The 19,676-nt window shown below is 52.7% G+C and carries 16 protein-coding genes; 2 read left to right on the forward strand and 14 right to left on the reverse strand.

Going from position 1 to position 19,676, the window contains the following annotated elements; translation table 11 throughout:
- Positions 1–6: 6 nt before the first annotated feature.
- The 12 genes from HV107_RS22835 to HV107_RS22890 all read right to left on the reverse strand — a co-directional run bounded on the left by HV107_RS22835 (position 7) and on the right by HV107_RS22890 (position 13,354).
- Positions 7–420, reverse strand: a complete 414-nt coding sequence (locus HV107_RS22835) for a hypothetical protein (RefSeq protein WP_182060998.1) — start codon at positions 418–420, stop codon at positions 7–9.
- A gap of 11 nt (positions 421–431) precedes the next feature.
- Positions 432–1,532 (reverse strand): glycosyltransferase family 4 protein, encoded by a 1,101-nt coding sequence (locus HV107_RS22840; RefSeq protein ID WP_182061000.1) that lies wholly within the window; start codon positions 1,530–1,532, stop codon positions 432–434.
- Positions 1,529–2,743, reverse strand: a complete 1,215-nt coding sequence (locus HV107_RS22845) for a glycosyltransferase family 4 protein (protein WP_182061002.1) — start codon at positions 2,741–2,743, stop codon at positions 1,529–1,531. Before HV107_RS22845 ends, HV107_RS22840 begins: the two co-directional genes overlap by 4 nt.
- Entirely contained in the window at positions 2,724–3,749 is a 1,026-nt protein-coding gene (locus tag HV107_RS22850) for a glycosyltransferase (RefSeq protein ID WP_182061004.1), read from the reverse strand. The genes HV107_RS22845 and HV107_RS22850 overlap by 20 nt, the downstream gene beginning before the upstream one ends.
- The gene (locus tag HV107_RS22855) at positions 3,742–5,124 is read right to left on the reverse strand and encodes a capsular biosynthesis protein (RefSeq protein ID WP_182061005.1); all 1,383 of its coding nucleotides are present in this window, start codon (positions 5,122–5,124) and stop codon (positions 3,742–3,744) included. The genes HV107_RS22850 and HV107_RS22855 overlap by 8 nt, the downstream gene beginning before the upstream one ends.
- Entirely contained in the window at positions 5,115–6,332 is a 1,218-nt protein-coding gene (locus tag HV107_RS22860) for a lipopolysaccharide biosynthesis protein (RefSeq protein WP_182061007.1), read from the reverse strand. Before HV107_RS22860 ends, HV107_RS22855 begins: the two co-directional genes overlap by 10 nt.
- 5 nt (positions 6,333–6,337) lie before the next feature.
- The gene (locus HV107_RS22865; RefSeq protein WP_182061009.1) at positions 6,338–8,425 is read right to left on the reverse strand and encodes an exopolysaccharide transport family protein; all 2,088 of its coding nucleotides are present in this window, start codon (positions 8,423–8,425) and stop codon (positions 6,338–6,340) included.
- A gap of 1 nt (position 8,426) precedes the next feature.
- On the reverse strand, positions 8,427–8,981 hold the full coding sequence (locus HV107_RS22870; RefSeq protein ID WP_182061011.1) for a polysaccharide biosynthesis/export family protein: 555 nt from the start codon (positions 8,979–8,981) through the stop codon (positions 8,427–8,429).
- Complete coding sequence (locus HV107_RS22875; RefSeq protein WP_182061013.1) at positions 8,978–10,264, reverse strand: outer membrane beta-barrel protein; 1,287 nt, start codon at positions 10,262–10,264, stop codon at positions 8,978–8,980. Before HV107_RS22875 ends, HV107_RS22870 begins: the two co-directional genes overlap by 4 nt.
- Entirely contained in the window at positions 10,254–11,642 is a 1,389-nt protein-coding gene (locus tag HV107_RS22880; protein ID WP_182061021.1) for an undecaprenyl-phosphate glucose phosphotransferase, read from the reverse strand. The genes HV107_RS22875 and HV107_RS22880 overlap by 11 nt, the downstream gene beginning before the upstream one ends.
- 385 nt (positions 11,643–12,027) lie before the next feature.
- Positions 12,028–12,375: an HNH nuclease YajD gene (gene yajD / locus HV107_RS22885; protein WP_014070216.1), complete on the reverse strand. Its 348-nt coding sequence runs from the start codon at positions 12,373–12,375 to the stop codon at positions 12,028–12,030.
- Between the two features lie 670 nt (positions 12,376–13,045).
- Complete coding sequence (locus tag HV107_RS22890; RefSeq protein WP_182061023.1) at positions 13,046–13,354, reverse strand: hypothetical protein; 309 nt, start codon at positions 13,352–13,354, stop codon at positions 13,046–13,048.
- A gap of 245 nt (positions 13,355–13,599) precedes the next feature.
- Between HV107_RS22890 and HV107_RS22895 the strand changes: the two genes are divergently transcribed.
- The gene (locus tag HV107_RS22895) at positions 13,600–14,139 is read left to right on the forward strand and encodes a DUF2058 domain-containing protein (protein ID WP_182061025.1); all 540 of its coding nucleotides are present in this window, start codon (positions 13,600–13,602) and stop codon (positions 14,137–14,139) included.
- Positions 14,140–14,146: 7 nt separating this feature from the next.
- Here HV107_RS22895 and HV107_RS22900 read toward each other — a convergent pair whose 3' ends face one another.
- Together HV107_RS22900 and azoR are read right to left on the reverse strand one after the other, a co-directional pair.
- Positions 14,147–14,833: an RluA family pseudouridine synthase gene (locus HV107_RS22900; RefSeq protein WP_182061027.1), complete on the reverse strand. Its 687-nt coding sequence runs from the start codon at positions 14,831–14,833 to the stop codon at positions 14,147–14,149.
- A 90-nt stretch (positions 14,834–14,923) separates the two neighbouring features.
- The gene (gene azoR / locus HV107_RS22905) at positions 14,924–15,529 is read right to left on the reverse strand and encodes an FMN-dependent NADH-azoreductase (RefSeq protein WP_014070219.1); all 606 of its coding nucleotides are present in this window, start codon (positions 15,527–15,529) and stop codon (positions 14,924–14,926) included.
- A gap of 204 nt (positions 15,530–15,733) precedes the next feature.
- Between azoR and hrpA the strand changes: the two genes are divergently transcribed.
- Positions 15,734–19,636: an ATP-dependent RNA helicase HrpA gene (hrpA, locus tag HV107_RS22910; protein WP_182061029.1), complete on the forward strand. Its 3,903-nt coding sequence runs from the start codon at positions 15,734–15,736 to the stop codon at positions 19,634–19,636.
- Positions 19,637–19,676: the final 40 nt, after the last annotated feature.

Below are 19,676 nucleotides of genomic sequence, written 5' to 3' on the forward strand. Positions count from 1 at the left end.
TTCATTTCACCTTGTCATTTTGTCATGAAGGTCCATAAACCACGTCCAGATACCGACGTGGAAGTTGGTAAATACGTCGATGCCTAATGCCGATTTCAGCATATAGAGTGCCAGCAGAACCGACAGCAGGCAGAACAACACCCCGAGGGTAATGATCAGTGTAGTGAAGATGCGCCCGACCAGAGTGCTTTCGCGCGATACCTTGCGCACATCACGGCCAAAGAGAAACACCACAAAGTAGCGGCGGTGGAGGAACGGGAAGCTATGGCGAAAATCGAGCCGGTGGCGCGTCGCCAGATTAGTGCGGACCAGCGCCTGCTCAATTCCGCGCTTTTGTTCCGGGGTTAATGAGGTTTCGACCTCCTGGTCAAGTGCGGCATAGAAGCGCTCGACGACCAGTTCTGCTGTAGATTTCGACACGTGTTTCCTGTTTACGTTAGGCGCTGATACACTTGAGCGGTTTGGGCGGCAATTTCCGGCCAACGGTACTTTGGCAGGAACTGGCTGTAATCTGCTTTCTCTCCTCCGACCCATTGTTGAAGCTTCTGCGTCAGGGCCGGAACGTTAGCGACAGGGAAATAGTCCGCTTGCGGCAGGCCAATTTCGAGATTTGCCGGGATGTCGCTGACAATGACCGGCAATGACCACGACATGGCTTCAAGCAGGGCGATCGGCAAGCCTTCATGGTAAGAGGGCAGGACGAATAACCCGGCTTGTGAGAACAGCGTATGAAGCGTCGGGCCGCTGACAAAACCGGTCATGAAGACGTTCGGCGTGCTGAAGGCCTGTTTCTTTAGCTGTTCACTGTACTCATCGGCATGGTCGGCATCGCCAATCAACACCAGTGGCATACTACAACCCGCCGCAGCATAAGCGGCTATCAGGTCGTGTAGCCCTTTCTCTTCCACAAAGCGGGCCACGGCAACAATATACTGTCCCGGCTTAAGGGCGTGCCTTTCAAGGATCGTCGCCTGTTCTTCAGCGGATGGCAGCGCGGTCTGGCGGACGCCGTTGTAGATAACGTGGGCATTATGCCGGCCATGTTTGCGCTTAATCAGATTGTTGATAACCTCGGAAATGACGATCACCTCATTGGCGTAGGTTACCGCCCATTTTTCGCCCAGTCGCAACATCCCTTTACTGACTTTTCCCCATTTCTGGCGGTCATAATCCGGGCCGTGATGAGTAAACACGACGCGTTTTCCCAGCAGGCGCAACAACGGCACTACCAGCCCAGGGCCGATGGCGTGAACGTGAACCACACTGGAGCCGTCAAATAAGGTACTGAGCGCTGCCAGCGTTGAGTGAACGATGGCCTCGAACTTACGGCTTTTCGGTGCCCATAAGCTCTTGAGTTTAACACCTTTATATTCACTGCGGCGATAGTTCACGTAGGGCGAGCGGGCCAGCACGCAGATCTCCGCGTTGCCCAGACGATAGATCTCCGGGTACAGATTCTGGCAATGGGTTTCTACGCCGCCCTGAACATCGGGAATGCCGCGGGTACCCAGCACCGTCACCTTGGCTTTCATGTTGTCTCTCCCACAAGTTGCTGATAAAGCGCCTGTAGCACCTGCATATGACGGGCAAGATCGTATTTTTCTTCCAGACGCTGGCGGGCGCTAATCCCCATTTCACGCGCTCGTTGTGGGTCTGCGGCCAGTCTGTCCATCAACTGCGCCAGCGAGTCGCTGTCGCCTGGCTCCACCAGATAACCATCCCGGTTGTCGCGGATCTGTTCCGGAATGCCGCCAATGTTGCCGCCGATAACCGGGCGGCCAAAGGCCATGGCTTCGAGCACTGACATCGAACAGTTTTCGTAATATTCGGAAGGAACAATAACCGCGCGGGCCCCTCGAATCAGGTTGTTCAGTGCCTCACCGTGTTTCATATACCCGAGGAATTCTGGCCCACTGAAGCGGGCGCGCAGTTCTTTGCCGAGCGGACCATCGCCGACAATTTTAAGCGGCATGTTATGGGTCATTTTCTGCTGTGCCTGGGCAAGGGTAGATACCCCTTTTTCACGGCTCAGCCGGCCGATATAGAGGAAATAGTCGCCCGCCGTTTCGCCAGGCACGGTGGTGCTGGCATCGATACCATTAACGATAACGTCGATGCGGGTGTCAGGGAGCTTACGCAGCAGCGTCTGGCGCATAAACTCGCTTGGCGCGACGATGCAGTCGAGCATGGCGTAATTTTTGGCGAACTTCTGCCAGTATGCTTCCAGCGACAGCAGCAGGCTTTTAAAGGTATCGCCTTGCTGGCAGCGGTGGCGAAACGCGTTGCTGACTGATCCGGTCAGGCACTCTTCGCAGACGTGGCCGTCGCGCAGCATGGTGTAGGAGGGGCAGACGATTTTGTAATCGTGTGCGGTTAGTACCGTTTTACAGCCAAAGCGCTTTGCCACGCCAATGACGGCGGGCGTTATCTGATGATAGATATTGTGGAAATGAACAATATCCGGCCGCTCGCGGAGCAGCAACGTGTTGAGTTTCGCACAGGCCTGCGAATTATAGATAAAATCCACCCCGGCTCTGACCCGGCTCATCAAACCGTGGCTGTCGTGATAATCGACATTCTGGACGAAAAATTCTTCCCACGGTGACGGTTTGTTTTCCACGTGCTTCATACTGAAGTCGATGACCTGGTAACCGGACTGCAGCATGGCATCCCGCTCCTGGAAATAAACGGTTTCCGCGCCTCCTTTGATAAAGAAGAACTTGTTAACGAAGAGAATTTTCATTTTCGGTATCGATATGCTTTGGATTAAACACGGTCACCGCCGGGCGTTGCATCGGGTCACGGACTGCACGGGCCATCCCGCGCAGCATCCCCGCTGAAAACATAAATAAGTTAATCACGCTCTGCACACCATCGCGCAGGGATCTGTTTTTGATTGTTTTCAGTGCGATAAACGCCAGCAGTGGCAGCAGCGCAATGGCGATAACCTTACCGTTAAAAGTCAGCAGGCAGACAAGCAAAATCAACAGATACAGGGTGAAAATCAGCTCATTACGAACAATGCGCAACGCGGCCGGGAAATGGGCTTTGCCCCAGCAGCCGCGCAGCAGCTCACCAGGCGCGCACAGGAAACGGTTCTTCCAGCGGTAGATCAGCATTTTGAAGGTCGGCATGGTGTAGGAGGTGTGGCTAAAGTAGGGCACTTCCAGTCGGTGTAGCTTGTAGCCCGCAGCACCCAGACGGATGCCCAGCTCTGCCTCTTCATAGGCGTGCAGGTTCAGGTTGGTCAGGTAGCCGACTTTTTCGATGGCCGAACGGCGATACAGACCCCCGCCACCTAAGTGGTCGGTATCACCGTGGGGATAGATTAGGTGCAGGCGCTGCTTGCGCGATTTGAACTCGTAGTTGGATGCATCATCCATATCAACGCTACCGGCTACCCCCGCATACTCAGGATGGGTTTCCAGAAATTCGACGGCGGTATCAAGGAAGCCCGGCTCCAGCTCCATATCGCCATCCAGCAGCAGCAGGTAATCGCCCTCGCTATACAGCCAGCCGAGCTGGTGGCCGATACCGCAACTGCGATCGCTAATGTTATCCAGACACACCACCATCACGTCTTTACCTAACGCGAGCTCCCGCGTGTTATCCGTCGAGAGGCTGTCAGCAACGATGATTTGATGCGGATAGGGTTGCAGCTGTTTGCGGACACTGTCGATTGTTTTCTCAATGCCCTGCGCTTCATTCAGGGTCTTGATGCTGACGGTAATAGAGGGTTTTTTATTCATGTTCGTTACCGGAGTTCAGGCGGATAGAGCGGTGGATGACGATAAGCGCCCCGAGGGCCACCCATAATAAAAACTGTAGCATCGGCACAATCATCAGGATCTGGCTGTAGGGCAGGCTGAGCAGACAGCCGATGACAAAGACGTAGTACGCCGGTGCCGAGCTGAGCAACTGGAGATCCTCACGATTAAGATCCTGACGGGCAAAGGTCTCTTTTGGCCGCATCGCCACGAGCACGGCGCCAATCATGCAGACAAACAGCACGATGCCGATAATGCCCACTTCCCACAGCAACATGCTTAAGGACGTTGAATCGAGGATCAGGTGATACCAGGCGCCAATATACCCCGGTGAAACCGTACTGCCGCTGTTGGTGGCGTTAAGACCGTAGCCGAACAGCATCCCGCCCGGGCCGAAAAGGTCGTTATGTTGGAGCCAGAAGAAGACGGTGGTGAAGCGTCCCAGTTCGCCGCTTGGCATGATGTAGTTGGCATCAAAAATATAACTTAGCGAGTCAATAAATACCGAAAGCGCGCTGCGGGTTGGATCCCCGCCAAAGGCCGCCGAATAGTTTGATGCCAGAACGGTAATGGCGATAAAGATTAACAGCGCCATCCCGACGGCGATAATCAGCAGTGAACGCAGGCTGACGGCACTGACTCCGCGCACATAGCCGGGCATAACCCACAGCAGTGCCAGCAGGAATGGCGACAGCAGGATAATGAATTTGACTTCGCCCACCACGCAGAGGAAAAAGCCCAGCGCGATGTGAACCACCAGCGATTTTAACGAGCAGATCCCGTGTTTATACTCCGATAGCTTCAGCAGCATGATCAGCAGGCAAAATGACCCCATTGCCGCAGTGTTGCCGCCGCCCATTGGGTCGCCGCCGAACGTACCGACCACCGAGTCCCACTTCTCATCCTCACCACGAAGGGCCACGCGTTGGGGAACGATAAAAATCACCTGATAAATCGCGACCGGGATCTGCACGTAGAAGATCCAGTAGAAAAGCTGGGTCAACCTGTGCAGTTGCGATTCACGGACCATCCCAAGCAACATACAGAGCATCAGCAGCGACAACGCCAGCTCGTTTTTAAAGCCGACGATGGTGGTCACAATCCCCGATTGCAGAACAGTAGAGACAAGCCCGAGGGAAATAAACGTCAGGTACAGCGTCAGTATCACCTTTTCGCGCCCGGTCAGGCGCAGCGGCTGCGGGCGGTTTTGCATCAGCAGCAGTACCGCCATGACCAGCACCATAAAGAAGGGCAGCCACAGGATCGCCGCAATGCCGGTGAAGTACTGGACCGTGCCGCAGAATACCAGGGTTATCAGGGCGTAGGCTTCAAGGTAGCGGCCAGTATTTAACTGCATATTTTCTGCTCCTGTACCCAGAGCGATTTCGCCCGCTGGTTCATTTTGATGAGAATGAACAAATAGCGCACGCTGGTCAGCACCGAGAAGGTCAACAGTGCGATTTGATAACCCACGCCAAATTTTGGCAGGGCGATAAAGGCGACGGCAATAATCAGGATCTGCTCAATCTGAATACGCAGAAAATAGCGTCGGGAGCCGAAAATCAGCTCAATGACCGTCAGCGGGCTGACTGCCAGTGCGGCAAACAGATAGGGCAGCATATAGCGTGAGGTCGGGATCGAGTTCAGCCACTCCTGGCTGAATCCCAGACGCATCACCAGCGGATAGAAAATCCAGATGCCGAGAATGCACACCACCGAAGCACCCATCAGCATCAGGCGTACCTTTTTATATTCCGGGTAGTTAAAGGTGTTGTTACGAAAATCCATCGACCATTTAGAAAAGATGGAGTTGCGCACCGCGTTGCCAATGATCATCACCGGCGATAAACAGAAGCGACTGACCACCGAGAAATACCCGGCGACCAGCGGCGAGAACCAGATGTTAATCAGCATGGTCGGCAGGTTATTACTGGCTATTGCCAGGACCTCGGCACTGCCAACGCGGCTGATATGCTGCCAGTGTTCGCGTAAAAAGCGGGCGTTAGTGGTCAGTGAAAAGTTGCTCAGCGTCAGGCTACGGAAATTAAACAGGCGGATCAGGCAGCCGCTTATCAGCAATAAAATGCCGACCATCCACGCCAGATAGAACAGCATCGGATTGGGCATCACCAGCAGGGCGACAGCCACAACCAGCGACACGGCGATACGCTGGAAGGTCAGGAACGGGTAATTCCCGCCGCGCAGCGACAGGTTTTCGGCAACCAGTACCAGTGCATAACCGAAGGTCAGCAAATAGAGAAAGGCAATATTCAGGTTAAAGATAAGCCCGGTGATCACCGCCCAGGGGATAGCCATCACCAGACTCTGTAACACACAAAACACCACGTTTTGCCCTAACTGGTGATCCTCCTGGCGGGGGATCAGCAGCTGGGAGGCAAACATACACACCTGTGCGCCGATCAGCACATTGCTGTAGATCATCGCGTAATGGCCGACCTCCGCCATCCCGTAGCGATGCGAGATAAGCCAGACCGAAAAGGCGCCAATCAGCTGCGAAAGCACTGACGAACTGGCGATGGATGAAATGCTCCTGATGAGATTCATAATCGCTATTTCGGTGAAATAAGTTCGTGCATTTCACGATCGAGCAGACGTTTCCCTTCCTGCGTTTCCAGGTTCTCTTCTTTCACCTGGTTGAGCAGGAGCGCGACCGGGGCATCACCAGCGCTTTTGAGACGAAGCGCCGCCTCGCGAACCCGTGCCGCCTGCTCGCCGGCTTTCACCACCAGCAGGTTTATGTCGCTCTGCGCTGCCAGCAGCAGGCTATCCTGCGCCAGGCTCAGTGCTGGGGTATCGATGACCAGCGTATCGTACGTCTGGTGCAGTGTTGCCAGCAGGGCGGGTAAGCGTTCGGACGTTAAGAGCAGCAGGGAAGAGTCGTTCAGCTCGCCGCGTGCAAGGAAGTCCAGCTGGTCATCCAGTTTAACGATCGCCTGTTCCGCAGTGGCGGTGCCGTTCAGCAGCTGGCTGAAGCCCTGTTTCTGCTGCGGATACTTCGCCGATAACCCCTTAGAGGCCAGATAATCAAGATCGATAAGCAGCGTTTTGCGTGACTTGCTGGCGGAGCTGGCCAGCAGTTCGGCGATAAGCGAGCTGCCGAACCGGGGTTGTACTGAGGTCACCAGAATGGTCGCAGGTTTATCCCGGCGATTAAGCAATGCCAGGCGCAGGCTGTGGATCATGTCGGCATACTGGACGTTGTGGAAAATCTGTTTCGCACTGTCCAGATGCGGCAACTGCGGGAATTCACCGCTGGCGTCGAGAGCGGCTTTTGCTTTCAGCTCGCTGAGGCTATTCACCGTTTTGTCCATCGCGGTACCGACGATCAGGTACATGATGTATAGCGCCAGTGCCATCAGGGTGATCATCACAATCAGCAGGCCGCGCTGCGGTTTTGACGGACGATCCGGTGGAACGGCGGCATCGTAAATCACCTCATCCGGCACCGAGAGATTTTCCGACAGCTTTTGCTCATTGGCGCGCTGGTACAGCGACTTATACAGCTCTTCGGTTTTGTTGAGCGTAGTGGTCATGGTGTTGTACTGATCACGCCTGGCACCGAGCGCCTGGAAGTTTGCTTTTTCCTCGTCGAGCATTTGCTGGTAGTGCTTCTCATCGTCGAGCGCGATTTGATACTGCTGGTGCAGGCCGTTTGACAGCTCACCTAACACCTGACCGAGCTGGGCGCTTACCGCCTTCATTTGCGCCTGCGCCTGAAGATACTTCGGATGCATCGGCCCATAGTGTTCCGCCGCATCGGAAAGCTCACGGCGCGTCTGGATCATGGCAATGCGCAGATCCTGAATCTGTGGATGACCGGATATTTCTGGCAGAGAGATAATCTGCTCAACCGGTTTGCCTTGCTGCTGGCGGACTTTGTCCCACTCGGTCTGCGCTTTCAGTCGGCGCTGGGTCGCATCGGCCAGGCGGTTTATCGCGATCCCCATGCGCTCGGTTTCATAGCCATCCACGCTGCGGAAGGTCAGCAACCCATTTTGCTTGAGGAAGGTATCGATTTCCGCCTTTTGCTGATCCATTTTGCTTTTCAGCTCGTCCATCATTTGTTCGTTCGAGCTTTGTGCCTGAAGCAGAGTGTTTTTCTTCTGCTGCAAACTGTAATCGATAAAGGCCTGAGCGACGCCGTTGGCGATATCTGCCGCTTTTTGTGCCGATTTGGCTTCTACAGAAACGGAAACCAGCTGGGTAGAACGCACGCCGGAAATGGTCAGTTTCTTTTGCAGCGCCAGTATCGCATTATCGATACGCCCGGCTTCATCCTGTTTATCGCCGTCGTTAAACTCGGGATCCTCATACAGCTTTAATTTACGCACCGCGGCATCGAGCACCACTCGCGAACCCATTAATGCATATTTGGTTTCGTAGTAATCGTTGCGCGTGGAGTCGTAATTATCTACGCGTGGCAGGGGAGAGATATCCGATGACTGCGCTTTAAACAGCACGGTAGCCGTCGCCGTATAGCTCGAGGACATTAAGCGAGTCAAAATAAATGACGCCACGGCGGCAACGATCACCACCACCAGGCACCAGATAAGCTTGTGCTTAATCTTGTTGAAATAAGGCGTGAAGTCGATAAAGCCTTCTTTCTTTTTTCCGTTTTCTACCAATGAAATTGCCATATTAGAAGAAGCTCATGCCAATAATGATGGTATCTCCAGCCTGAACGGCGGAGTCTGCGGCGACATTGTTCAGCAGCTGACCGCTGCCAGACTGTCTAACTTGAATATCTTTACGGTCAGCGCGATCGGTAAAACCGCCCGCCAGCGCAATGGCTTTTTCCGCCGTTAAGCCTGGCTCCCAGGCGTAGCCGTCCGGTTTTTTCACTTCACCCAGCAGATAAACTTTGCGGTATTCGGCGACGCTTACCGTGACCATCGGCGTTTTCAGGTAGTTGCCGCGAAGCTTGTCAGCAATTTCTTTGCTGACCTGTTCAGGGGTCTTGCCCTGGAGTTGCAGCACACCAATAAACGGGTAATCAACGTTGCCGCTGTTATCGATTTTTACCCGCATGGACATATCCTGTTCGCCGGAGACGTTAATGTTGACTTCATCGCCATGGCTCAGCAGGTAAACGGTATTCGGCTGCGTTTTGATGGACTGCTGCGGGGTTGAGCATCCCGCCAGCAGCAGCGCCAGCAGCGGAAGCATCGCCAGATTCCTGTTTAAAAAGGTCATATTTGTACCTGCGTCATAAAAATAATGGCCGAATCGTCATAGCCCAGGGTGCGGTCAACTGCATGTGTGTAGTCCGGGCCAATATAAAAAGTATCCGTGTCTTTATTGGAGTGCATGGTGTTCCATTGCAGCTTCAGCTTAAAGTTAATGGATGGACGAAAATCATAGTTAAAGGTCAACGACACCAGATTTGACGTATCTTTGCGCTTATCACTCTGGTGCTTATAGTCTTCGGTAATATAGGAATAATCGATCAAGGTCGAAAAACGATCCACCACCCAGTGATGCTCATAGCCAATGCCTGTCGTTGATACCAGAATATACCCACCAGAATCGGTTGGGTCTTTAATTCGCTGCGAGCTGTGCAGGTTAACGTTAACCTGCTCGAGCGGTGCCCAGTCAGCGGTAATATCCCAGTTCAGACCGTTAAAACCCTGCGAATTCGGGTTATGGATAAACTCTTTATACAACCAGGCGATGTTGCCATTAATCTCCGTTTTCCCCGTCAGCCGGTTTTTCATACCGAATAGCAGGTAATACTCATTGCTGTCTTTAAGCTCATTGAGCTCGTAACGCCGCTGGTTAGTAATAAAGCTATAGCGGTATCGGAGCGTTTTTGCTTTCTGGTCGAACACGTCGGCCACCAGGCTGTCTTCATGCCACTCCTGATCGCGCATGTAGTAGCCGAAGTCATCACTGGCATGATTGATGCTGTCGAGGTCGCGAAAACGCAGTTGCTTATGCTGAAGCGCGAGTTCTGCCTTACCGCGACCCTCTGGCGCACCGTAGCTGTAGCGCAACTCGCTGTTGAAAAAGCGGGTGCCGATAGGCTTATCGATGCCAAATTCTTTAAATTGCTCGGGTAAAAAACCTTCGGTGGTATCGCGGCCACGCTCTTCATGACCCAGAGTTTCTTCGAGGTCAAGAGCCAGCCCATGTTTGTCGCCGAAGCGCCAGTTACCGTTGAACATGAAATAATGGTTGTTGCGATTATCCGCGCTATCGTTGGCATAGTAACGATAATCGCCGGAATACATCAGCAAGTACCGGTCTTCCTGGCGCTCGCCCATGGCTTTCACGACAGGTTTAATGTTCTGGTAGCTTGAGCCAATTGCATCCTGGCTATCGTGCTGCCAGGTCACATTGTCATCGTAGCCAATGTCATAGCCCAACTGGCTCTCGAAATCGATGCCAGCGATACCAGTGTGCGGTTTTGCCTGGAGGTCGGCGTGTGCGTAAGGCACAGAGAGAAGACCAGCCAGGATAGCGAACCTAGAACGCATTTTTACCTACAAAACCCCGTAAGAAGGTCAAAATTATGATTTTAAGATCGAGGAACAGCGACCACGACTGGATATAGTCCAGGTCGTACTGAATGCGCTTTTCCATTTTATCCAGCGTATCGGTTTCGCCGCGAAAACCGTTGATTTGTGCCAGCCCGGTAATCCCCGGTTTTACCTTATGGCGAATCATGTAGTTTTCGACCAGTACGCGGTACTGCTCGTTATGCGCCACTGCGTGTGGGCGCGGGCCGACTATCGACATTCGCCCCTGAAGGACGTTGAAAAATTGTGGCAGCTCATCGAGTGAAGTTTTACGTAAAAACGCACCAAACCGGGTAATGCGCGGATCGTTGCGGGTCGCCTGAGTAACGACGGTACTGTTCTCCATGACCTGCATGGTTCTGAACTTCCACACCTCGATTTGCTTACCGTTCAGGCCATAGCGGTTCTGCTTAAACAGAATTGGACCGGGGGAGGTGATTTTGATACCAATGGCCACCAGGATCATGACCGGAAGGCTGATCAGGGTAAAGAAAAAACCGAGGATCATATCTTCAATGTACTTGATGATGGCGCCTTCACCGTCAAACGGGGAGGTAAAGATACTGATGGTTTGTAGGTTGCCGAACATGCGCAGCTGGGAAATATGCGGGCTGTAAGAGAACAGGTCCGGTACCAGAAACACATCCACGGTCGTGTCCGAGAATTCGTTCAAAAACTGCTTAATGCGCTGCCGGGCGACCATGGGCAGCGCAATATAAATTTCGTCGATTTCGCCCGCTTTCGCCATAGCCAGCAGATCGCTGCGGGTGCCGTGTCGTTCGATGCCGATAAGCGAACTTTCGCGCTGGTTATTGCGGTCTTCAAAGTAGGTGATGGTGAAGCCACGCTGTGAATATTCTTTTTGTAGTGCGTTTTTAATGGCCAGACCTGCCGGCGTAATGCCGAGGATCGCTACGCGTAACGGTGAATTAAAAAGATAATAAGAACTGATTACACGAACAAGGAATACGATTATAAATATAAACACCGAACATTTCGCCAGACTCTCAGCCAGCAGGATAAAATTCTCCAATGGTTGCTTATTGATAAGTTTTTCGGCAATCACAAAAAATAAAAACGAAACAATACTGCTCAGACATATGCTTATAATGAGTGTCAGTGATTTGGTTAAATAACGACCTTTCAGCTTTCCGGTGTACAGGTGAAAATATTCGTTAATACGAATAAATACCAATGAGAAGATGATGCCCAGAAGTGCGCTGGCTGTGGTAGGGTCGGTATAAAAATACTTTAAATAGGTAAAGACCAGAATATTGACTGTGAAAAAATCCAGTAGTTTTATCAGCTTGCTATAGCGTGAATTATAAATTTTCATATTGTTATCTGTCTTGTTTTACTCGTTTAATGGCGTTAATTAAACATCGATATGTTTTTTCCAACCAACCCAAAAACGCGTGAGAAGCATTCACAGCTACAATAAAATTCTACTATTCATCACATTAGACCATGGTCAGAGCGATGTCGAGATATCACAAACAAAAAATATGCCGCCTTTAAATGCGCGTTGAGGGGGCTATTCAATTATTTAAAAGGTGTGATGCGATTGCCGTATTGAGAAGGGGTTATCCGGCGCTGAGATTGCTGCACGAACGGGATGTCGCGCACAGTCGATTTCGTTCAGGCGACACATGGCTACCGGCCCGACAGGGAGATCTATTTTCCTCTCCCCGCAGGATGAGCCGACAAGCCCGCTAACGATATTATTTTTTCTTATTAAGCATCGCCTTTAAATCAGCGAAGGGATTATAGGTTGCCTCGCCAACATCTTTTTGCGCGTCTTCACCCGCCACAACGGTGGTGCCGTACTGGTCAGCTTCGGTGTACTTAGAGTGTTCGTGGTCGTGGCAAAACAGACACAACAGCTCCCAGTTACTGCCATCTTCCGGGTTGTTGGTATGGTCGTGATCGATGTGGTGCACCGTCAGCTCGCGCAGGTTTGAATACACAAACTCCCGCGAACAACGCCCGCATACCCAGGGGTAGATTTTAAGCGCCTTTTCACGATAGCCGCTTTCCAGCCGCGCGTAGTTTTTGGGGATCAGAGCCATTGCCAATGTTACCTGCTAAAAAGAGTGGGTTTCACAATATATCCCATAATGGAAAGAAGGAGAATAAGCGAGGTGCCACTCTGCGCGAGCCCTCTCTTTAGCAACCCACCAGGCGTGAAAATCACAACGCTTGAGTATTAACCTGAGCTTATGGTTTTTGGGGCGGCGGGACGCCAGATTTTTACACTGGGATTGAACGACAGGTGTTGTTGTTTGTGTGGTTAATTGACGAGGAGATAAGAGGTTTATTGGGTTTTTATTTTTCGCTTAATTGTTTTGAAAATATAAAGGCATCAAATTAATTCACCTTTAACAATCCGGGAGTTTATTATCATAGCAGTTAACAGGGTGTGATTTTACGTGGGGTCTATTATGTTTCTCGTTTCGCTGAAGAAGACGTTAATCACGGGAGGGCGTGATAAGGCCGAAAAAAGGACGATAAAAGATAAGCTGAATCATCAGTCTTATTTAGAGGGCGAAAGAGTATTAGAAATATATTTGATGCGGCTGCTCTGTGCTGCGACGCTATATGGTACGTTGCTAATGGCATATCATAGCTATTGATTTTCACCTGTGCATTCATAAGAACAGGTGCCGCAACCCCGGAGTACTGGCACTCACAGGGTTAGGGCATTCCAGTCAGGTCTGAACACCGTATAGTCGTTATGAATCACATGCATTTAGCGCAAGGCTGCAACGACTCCAGGCCGGTAATGTCTTTTGCTTCCTGCTCCGCCTCTTCACGCCCTGGCGAGCAGCATTTGAAATATGCAGAAGTGGTAAATGCTGAATCTTCTCCGCCATTTATGGTTGGGCAGGACGCTTTATGGACGCGGGTGAGCGTAGCGTCTGTTTTTCGCCCGGTACCGTTGGCGCTTTTCGGCAAATTAACAACATAGCCCGTCGGGTTTTCATATAACCATGCTTTATATGCCTCTTCACTGTTATCCATCCGGTCGCTATGGAAAATCCTGATCATCTCTGAACTCCTGTTTTTTTAATAGGGGGCATAAGGTTTAGATTAGCTGCACGATAAAGCGTAAAGAGTATTACAGACAAAGAGATGAACGTAATATTGTTTAACCAGGAATGCATTTGCAATACAATTGTCCCGGTTATGCGCGCTCGCGGCCACTTCTTCACGATCACCGCCTCCGGCGTGGCACACTCTGACCAATCCCCTGTATAATCCCCCGAAATTCTCCAACCGGTTTAGAAACGAAAATGACAAAACTCACCTTACAAGAGCAGATGCTAAAAGCGGGCTTAGTGACCAGCAAGAAAATGGCCAAAGTTCAGCGCACGGCAAAAAAATCACGCGTTCAGGCCCGCGAGGCGAGAGAAGCGGTAGAAGAGAACAAAAAAGCGCAGATCGAGCGTGATAAGCAGTTGAGCGAGCAGCAGAAACAGGCTGTGTTAGCGAAAGAGTTTAAAGCTCAGGTCAAGCAGTTGATTGAAATGAACCGTATTTCGGTCTCAAGAGGCAATATCACATTTAACTTCACCGACGGCAATCTTATCAAAAAGATTGAGGTGGATAAGCAAACCCAGACGCAGCTGATTAATGGCCGCCTCGCCATCGCGCGTCTGGTGATTAACGCCAGCGGTGACTGTGAATACGCGATTATCCCGGCAGTTGTGGCGGATAAAATTGCCCAGCGTGATGCAGACAGCATTGTGCTGAACAGCGCGCTCAGCAAAGAAGCGGAAGATGAAGACGACCCGTACGCAGATTTCAAAATCCCTGACGATTTGATGTGGTAAGCCGTATCTAAAACGGGCTGGCGTTACGCGCCTTTATTAACTCCCCGGTGACCGGATGAACAAAATCCAGTCCGCTGGCGTGTAGCATCAGCCTCGCGGTATTTTCTGTGCCCGGCAACGCAAGCCCTCCGTACAAATCACAGCCTAAAATCGGGTGTCCTGTCTGCTGGCAGTGAATGCGCAGCTGGTGAGTACGCCCGGTTTCCGGGATAAGCTCGACCCGCGTTAACGGCAGTTCCGCACCCTGATAAAAGCGATCGATAACCCGGTAGCGAGAGCGAGCCGGTTTGCCGGTGACAGCACAAATTGACATCAGCGGAAACAGCGCCGGATCTTTGGCAATCGGCGCATCGATTATCCCTTCATCGTCTTCCATATGCCCGCAAAGCAGGGCGGTATACACCTTGCTGATGGTGCGCTGACTGAACTGGTAACACAGGGCGGCGTTGATGGCTTTATTGCGGGCGATCACCATTAATCCGGATGTGCCGAAATCCAGACGATGCACCAGCGTGCAGCCAGGGAATATTTTTACCAGCCGATAATGGACGGAATCGAGATTGTGCGGGTTTTTACCGGAAAGGCTAAGCAGCCCGGACGGTTTATTGATAAGCGCGATGTGTTCGTCCTGCCAGAGGATCTCTATCTCATCAGGACAAGGTGGGGCAATAAACGTATCAACAATGACAGACATCAGGCTACCCGGCTGGAGAGTGGGAGCGGATGATAGCGAAATACGGGGGAAAATTAAAACCCTCCCACCGGGCGGTGAGAGGGCTAAATCTTATGCTGCTACGAAACCGTCAATAGCGGCTTTCGCGTCAGACTGAGCTTTGGTCGCCACTTCCGGACCGTAAGCGATACCTTCAGCGAACACGAAGTTCACGTCGGTGATGCCGATGAAGCCCAGGAAAACGCTCAGGTATGGGGTCACCAGGTCAGTTGCGGTATCTTTATGGATACCACCACGGCTGGTCAGCACAACCGCACGTTTGCCTTTCACCAGACCTTCAGGGCCTTTTTCGGTGTAACGGAAAGTTACGCCAGCACGCGCCACCAGGTCGAAGTAGTTCTTCAGCTGAGTTGGGATGTTGAAGTTGTACATTGGAGCGTTGATCACGATAACGTCGTGAGCTTGCAGTTCTGCAATCAGCTCATCAGACAGCGCCAGCGCTTCCTGCTGACGTGGAGTCAGCTGAGCATCGCTCGGACGCAGTGCGCCAACCAGTTCGCCGTCCAGCACAGGGATCGGGTTAGCCGCCAGGTCACGTACGGTGATTTCGTCAGCAGAATGCTGTTCACGCCACTGTTCAACGAAATAGTCAGACAGCTGACCAGACTGAGAGTACCCTGCCAGAATACTGGATTTCAAAACTAATACTTTGCTCATGGGTGATTCCTGTTGTGCATTTGATTGAAGGGGGTTGCCCCGTTGCTTGTTGACACTCTATTCACAATCCTGTCGCAGGGATAGCGCAATATATCGAATCCTATGTTCGATTTTTTTGAATAAGGCGGCCAAAGCCGCAATGTGGTAATCTATACCAATCATTAAAATGAGATTTTACCAGGCAGAGCACTGCCCGTTAACGCTATGACAGAACAACAAAAATTATCCTTCCCGATGCTCCTGCAACAGCTCGATTCCCTTATGCTGCGGGACAAACAGCGTTTTGCCCGCCGTCTGCATGGCGTGAAGAAGGTTAAAAATCCTGATGCACAACAGGCCATTTACCAGGAGATGGCGCAAGAGATTGAACAGGCGGCAGGGAAAGTTGTGCTGCGCGAAGCCGCGCGTCCGGCAATCACCTACCCGGAAAACCTGCCTGTCAGCCAGAAGAAACAGGACATTCTCAACGCCGTACGCGACAACCAGGTGGTGATCGTGGCGGGGGAGACGGGGTCCGGGAAAACCACACAGCTACCTAAAATCTGTATGGAGCTGGGGCGCGGTGTGAAAGGGCTGATTGGCCATACACAGCCTCGTCGTCTGGCGGCGCGTACCGTGGCGAACCGTATTGCCGAAGAGCTGCAAACGGAGCCGGGCGGCTGCATTGGCTACAAGGTGCGATTCAGCGATCACGTCAGCGATAACACCATGGTCAAGCTGATGACCGACGGTATTCTGCTGGCGGAAATCCAGCAGGATCGCCTGCTGATGCAGTACGACACCATCATCATCGATGAAGCGCATGAACGCAGCCTGAATATCGACTTCCTGCTCGGTTATCTGAAAGAGCTGCTGCCGCGCCGCCCGGATCTGAAAATCATCATTACGTCCGCGACCATCGACCCGGAACGTTTCTCGAAGCATTTCAACAATGCGCCGATTATCGAAGTTTCTGGCCGTACCTTCCCGGTGGAAGTGCGTTATCGCCCGATTGTTGAAGAGGCGGACGATACCGAGCGCGACCAGTTGCAGGCTATTTTCGATGCCGTCGATGAGCTGGGGAACGAAAGCGCGGGCGATATCCTGATCTTTATGAGCGGCGAGCGCGAAATCCGCGATACCGCCGACGCGCTGAGCAAGCGTGATCTGCGCCATACCGAGATCCTGCCGTTGTATGCCCGTCTGTCAAACAGCGAGCAAAACCGCGTATTCCAGGCGCACAGCGGGCGTCGTATCGTGCTGGCAACCAACGTGGCGGAAACGTCACTGACCGTACCGGGTATTAAGTACGTAATCGACCCAGGTACGGCGCGTATCAGCCGCTACAGCTACCGCACCAAAGTGCAGCGCCTGCCGATTGAACCGGTTTCCCAGGCCTCTGCTAACCAGCGTAAAGGGCGTTGCGGTCGTGTATCTGAGGGGATCTGTATTCGTCTTTATTCTGAAGATGATTTCCTCTCCCGTCCGGAGTTTACCGACCCGGAAATCCTGCGTACCAACCTGGCGTCCGTCATTCTGCAAATGACCGCGTTAGGATTGGGCGATATTGCCGCGTTCCCGTTTGTGGAAGCGCCGGATAAACGCAACATTCAGGACGGCGTGCGCCTGCTGGAAGAGTTAGGCGCCATCACCACTGACGAACAGGCAACGGCGTATAAACTGACCCCGCAGGGGCGTCAGCTCAGCCAGCTTCCGGTTGACCCGCGACTGGCACGTATGGTGCTGGAAGCGCAAAAACATGGCTGCGTGCGTGAAGCGATGATCATCACCTCGGCGCTTTCCATTCAGGATCCGCGCGAGCGTCCGATGGATAAACAGCAGGCATCCGATGAGAAACACCGCCGTTTCCACGACAAAGAGTCAGATTTTCTCGCCTTTGTGAACCTGTGGAACTATCTGAGTGAACAGCAGAAAGCGCTGTCGTCTAACCAGTTCCGCCGTCAGTGCCGGGTTGATTTCCTAAACTATTTGCGCGTGCGTGAGTGGCAGGATATCTACACCCAGCTGCGCCAGGTGGTGAAAGAGCTTGGCATCCCGGTGAACAGCGAGCCGGCTGAATACCGCGAAATTCATATTTCACTGCTGACGGGGCTTCTGTCCCATATCGGTATGAAAGACGCCGAGAAGCAGGAGTTTACCGGTGCGCGTAACGCTCGTTTCTCTATTTTCCCGGGCTCTGGTTTATTCAAAAAACCGCCGAAGTGGACAATGGTGGCCGAGCTGGTGGAAACCAGCCGTCTGTGGGGGCGTATTGCTGCCCGCATCGATCCAGAATGGGTTGAGCCGGTTGCTCAGCACCTGCTGAAACGCTCGTACAGTGAACCGCACTGGGAGCGCGCGCAGGGCGCGGTCATGGCGACAGAAAAAGTGACCGTGTACGGCTTGCCGGTAGTGGCGGCGCGTAAGGTCAACTACAGCCAGATTGACCCGGCGCTGTGCCGCGAGCTGTTTATTCGTCATGCGCTGGTTGAAGGTGACTGGCAGACGCGCCACGCGTTCTTCCGTGAAAACCTGAAACTGCGCGCCGAAGTGGAAGAGCTTGAGCACAAATCCCGACGCCGCGACATTCTGGTGGATGACGATGCGCTGTTCGAATTTTATGACCAGCGTATTAGCCATGACGTGATTTCTGCACGCCACTTTGACAGCTGGTGGAAGAAAGCCAGTAAAGAGACGCCAGACCTGCTCAACTTTGAAAAGAGCATGTTGATCAAAGAAGGGGCGGAATCGGTCAGCAAGCTGGACTACCCGAACTTCTGGCATCAGGGCAACCTGAAGCTGCGTTTGACCTATCAGTTTGAGCCAGGGGCAGACGCCGACGGTGTGACGGTACATATCCCGCTGCCGCTGTTAAACCAGGTGGAAGAGAGCGGTTTTGAGTGGCAGATCCCCGGCCTGCGCCGCGAGCTGGTGATTGCCCTGATTAAGTCGCTGCCAAAACCGGTGCGCCGTAACTTTGTTCCGGCGCCGAACTATGCCGAGGCATTTTTGGGCCGCGTTACACCTCTGGAACTGCCGCTGCTGGAATCGCTGGAACGTGAATTCCGACGTATGACCGGCACGACCATCGACCGCGACGACTGGAACTGGGATCAGGTGCCCGATCACCTGAAAATCAGTTTCCGCGTGGTGGACGATAAAAACAAAAAGCTCCTGGAAGGGCGTTCCCTGATGGAGCTGAAAGATGCGCTCAAAGGTAAGGTACAGGAAACCTTGTCTGCCGTGGCGGATGACGGTATCGAACAGAGCGGGTTGCATATCTGGAGCTTTGGTCAACTGCCGGAAAGCTACGAGCAGAAACGCGGAAACTACAAGGTGAAGGCCTGGCCTGCGCTGGTGGATGAACGTGACAGTGTCGCGATCAAGCTGTTTGATAATCCGCTGGAGCAGCAGCAAATGATGTGGCGCGGTTTACGCCGCCTGCTGCTGCTGAACATTCCGTCGCCGATTAAGTATCTGCACGAAAAACTGCCGAACAAAGCCAAACTGGGTCTCTACTTTAACCCGTACGGGAAAGTGCTGGACCTGATTGACGACTGCATCTCCTGCGGCGTGGACAAGCTTATTGACGAGGCGGGCGGCCCGGTCTGGACGGAAGAGGCGTTTGCGAAATTGCACGATAAAGTGCGCGCAGAGCTGAACGACACCGTGGTCGACATCGCCAAACAGGTAGAGCAGATCCTGACGGCCGTGTTCAATATTAACAAACGCCTGAAAGGGCGCGTGGATATGACCATGGCGCTGGGGCTGTCGGACGTAAAAGCCCAGATGGCGGGGCTGGTGTACCGTGGTTTTGTCACCGGCAACGGCTTTAAGCGTCTGGGTGACACGCTGCGTTACCTGCTGGCTATCGAAAAACGCCTTGAGAAGCTGGTCGTGGATCCGCATCGCGATCGCGCGCAAATGCTGAAAGTGGAAAGTGTGCAGCAGGCCTGGCAGCAGTGGCTCAATAAACTGCCGCCAGCCCGCCGTGACGATGAAGACGTTCAGGCAATCCGCTGGATGATTGAGGAGTTACGCGTCAGCTTCTTCGCGCAGCAACTTGGTACGCTGTATCCGATTTCGGATAAGCGTATTTTACAGGCGATGGAGCAGATTTCCGGTTAAATCTCTGTTTTCTCCCTCTCCCATAAGGCGAGGGAGCCGT

Source organism: Enterobacter sp. RHBSTW-00175 (assembly GCF_013927005.1).
In the GTDB taxonomy this organism is placed as follows: domain Bacteria; phylum Pseudomonadota; class Gammaproteobacteria; order Enterobacterales; family Enterobacteriaceae; genus Enterobacter.

Bases quoted from the DNA above. Each gene is read 5' to 3' on its own strand.
- HV107_RS22855 (WP_182061005.1), bottom strand. From the start codon at position 5,124: ATGCAGTTAAATACTGGCCGCTACCTTGAAGCCTACGCCCTGATAACC.
- HV107_RS22895 (WP_182061025.1), top strand. From the start codon at position 13,600: ATGACAAAACTCACCTTACAAGAGCAGATGCTAAAAGCGGGCTTAGTG.
- hrpA (WP_182061029.1), top strand. From the start codon at position 15,734: ATGACAGAACAACAAAAATTATCCTTCCCGATGCTCCTGCAACAGCTC.
- HV107_RS22840 (WP_182061000.1), bottom strand. From the start codon at position 1,532: ATGAAAGCCAAGGTGACGGTGCTGGGTACCCGCGGCATTCCCGATGTT.
- HV107_RS22875 (WP_182061013.1), bottom strand. From the start codon at position 10,264: ATGCGTTCTAGGTTCGCTATCCTGGCTGGTCTTCTCTCTGTGCCTTAC.
- HV107_RS22880 (WP_182061021.1), bottom strand. From the start codon at position 11,642: ATGAAAATTTATAATTCACGCTATAGCAAGCTGATAAAACTACTGGAT.
- HV107_RS22900 (WP_182061027.1), bottom strand. From the start codon at position 14,833: ATGTCTGTCATTGTTGATACGTTTATTGCCCCACCTTGTCCTGATGAG.
- azoR (WP_014070219.1), bottom strand. From the start codon at position 15,529: ATGAGCAAAGTATTAGTTTTGAAATCCAGTATTCTGGCAGGGTACTCT.
- HV107_RS22890 (WP_182061023.1), bottom strand. From the start codon at position 13,354: ATGATCAGGATTTTCCATAGCGACCGGATGGATAACAGTGAAGAGGCA.
- HV107_RS22850 (WP_182061004.1), bottom strand. From the start codon at position 3,749: ATGAATAAAAAACCCTCTATTACCGTCAGCATCAAGACCCTGAATGAA.
- HV107_RS22860 (WP_182061007.1), bottom strand. From the start codon at position 6,332: ATGAATCTCATCAGGAGCATTTCATCCATCGCCAGTTCGTCAGTGCTT.
- HV107_RS22845 (WP_182061002.1), bottom strand. From the start codon at position 2,743: ATGAAAATTCTCTTCGTTAACAAGTTCTTCTTTATCAAAGGAGGCGCG.
- yajD (WP_014070216.1), bottom strand. From the start codon at position 12,375: ATGGCTCTGATCCCCAAAAACTACGCGCGGCTGGAAAGCGGCTATCGT.
- HV107_RS22865 (WP_182061009.1), bottom strand. From the start codon at position 8,425: ATGGCAATTTCATTGGTAGAAAACGGAAAAAAGAAAGAAGGCTTTATC.
- HV107_RS22870 (WP_182061011.1), bottom strand. From the start codon at position 8,981: ATGACCTTTTTAAACAGGAATCTGGCGATGCTTCCGCTGCTGGCGCTG.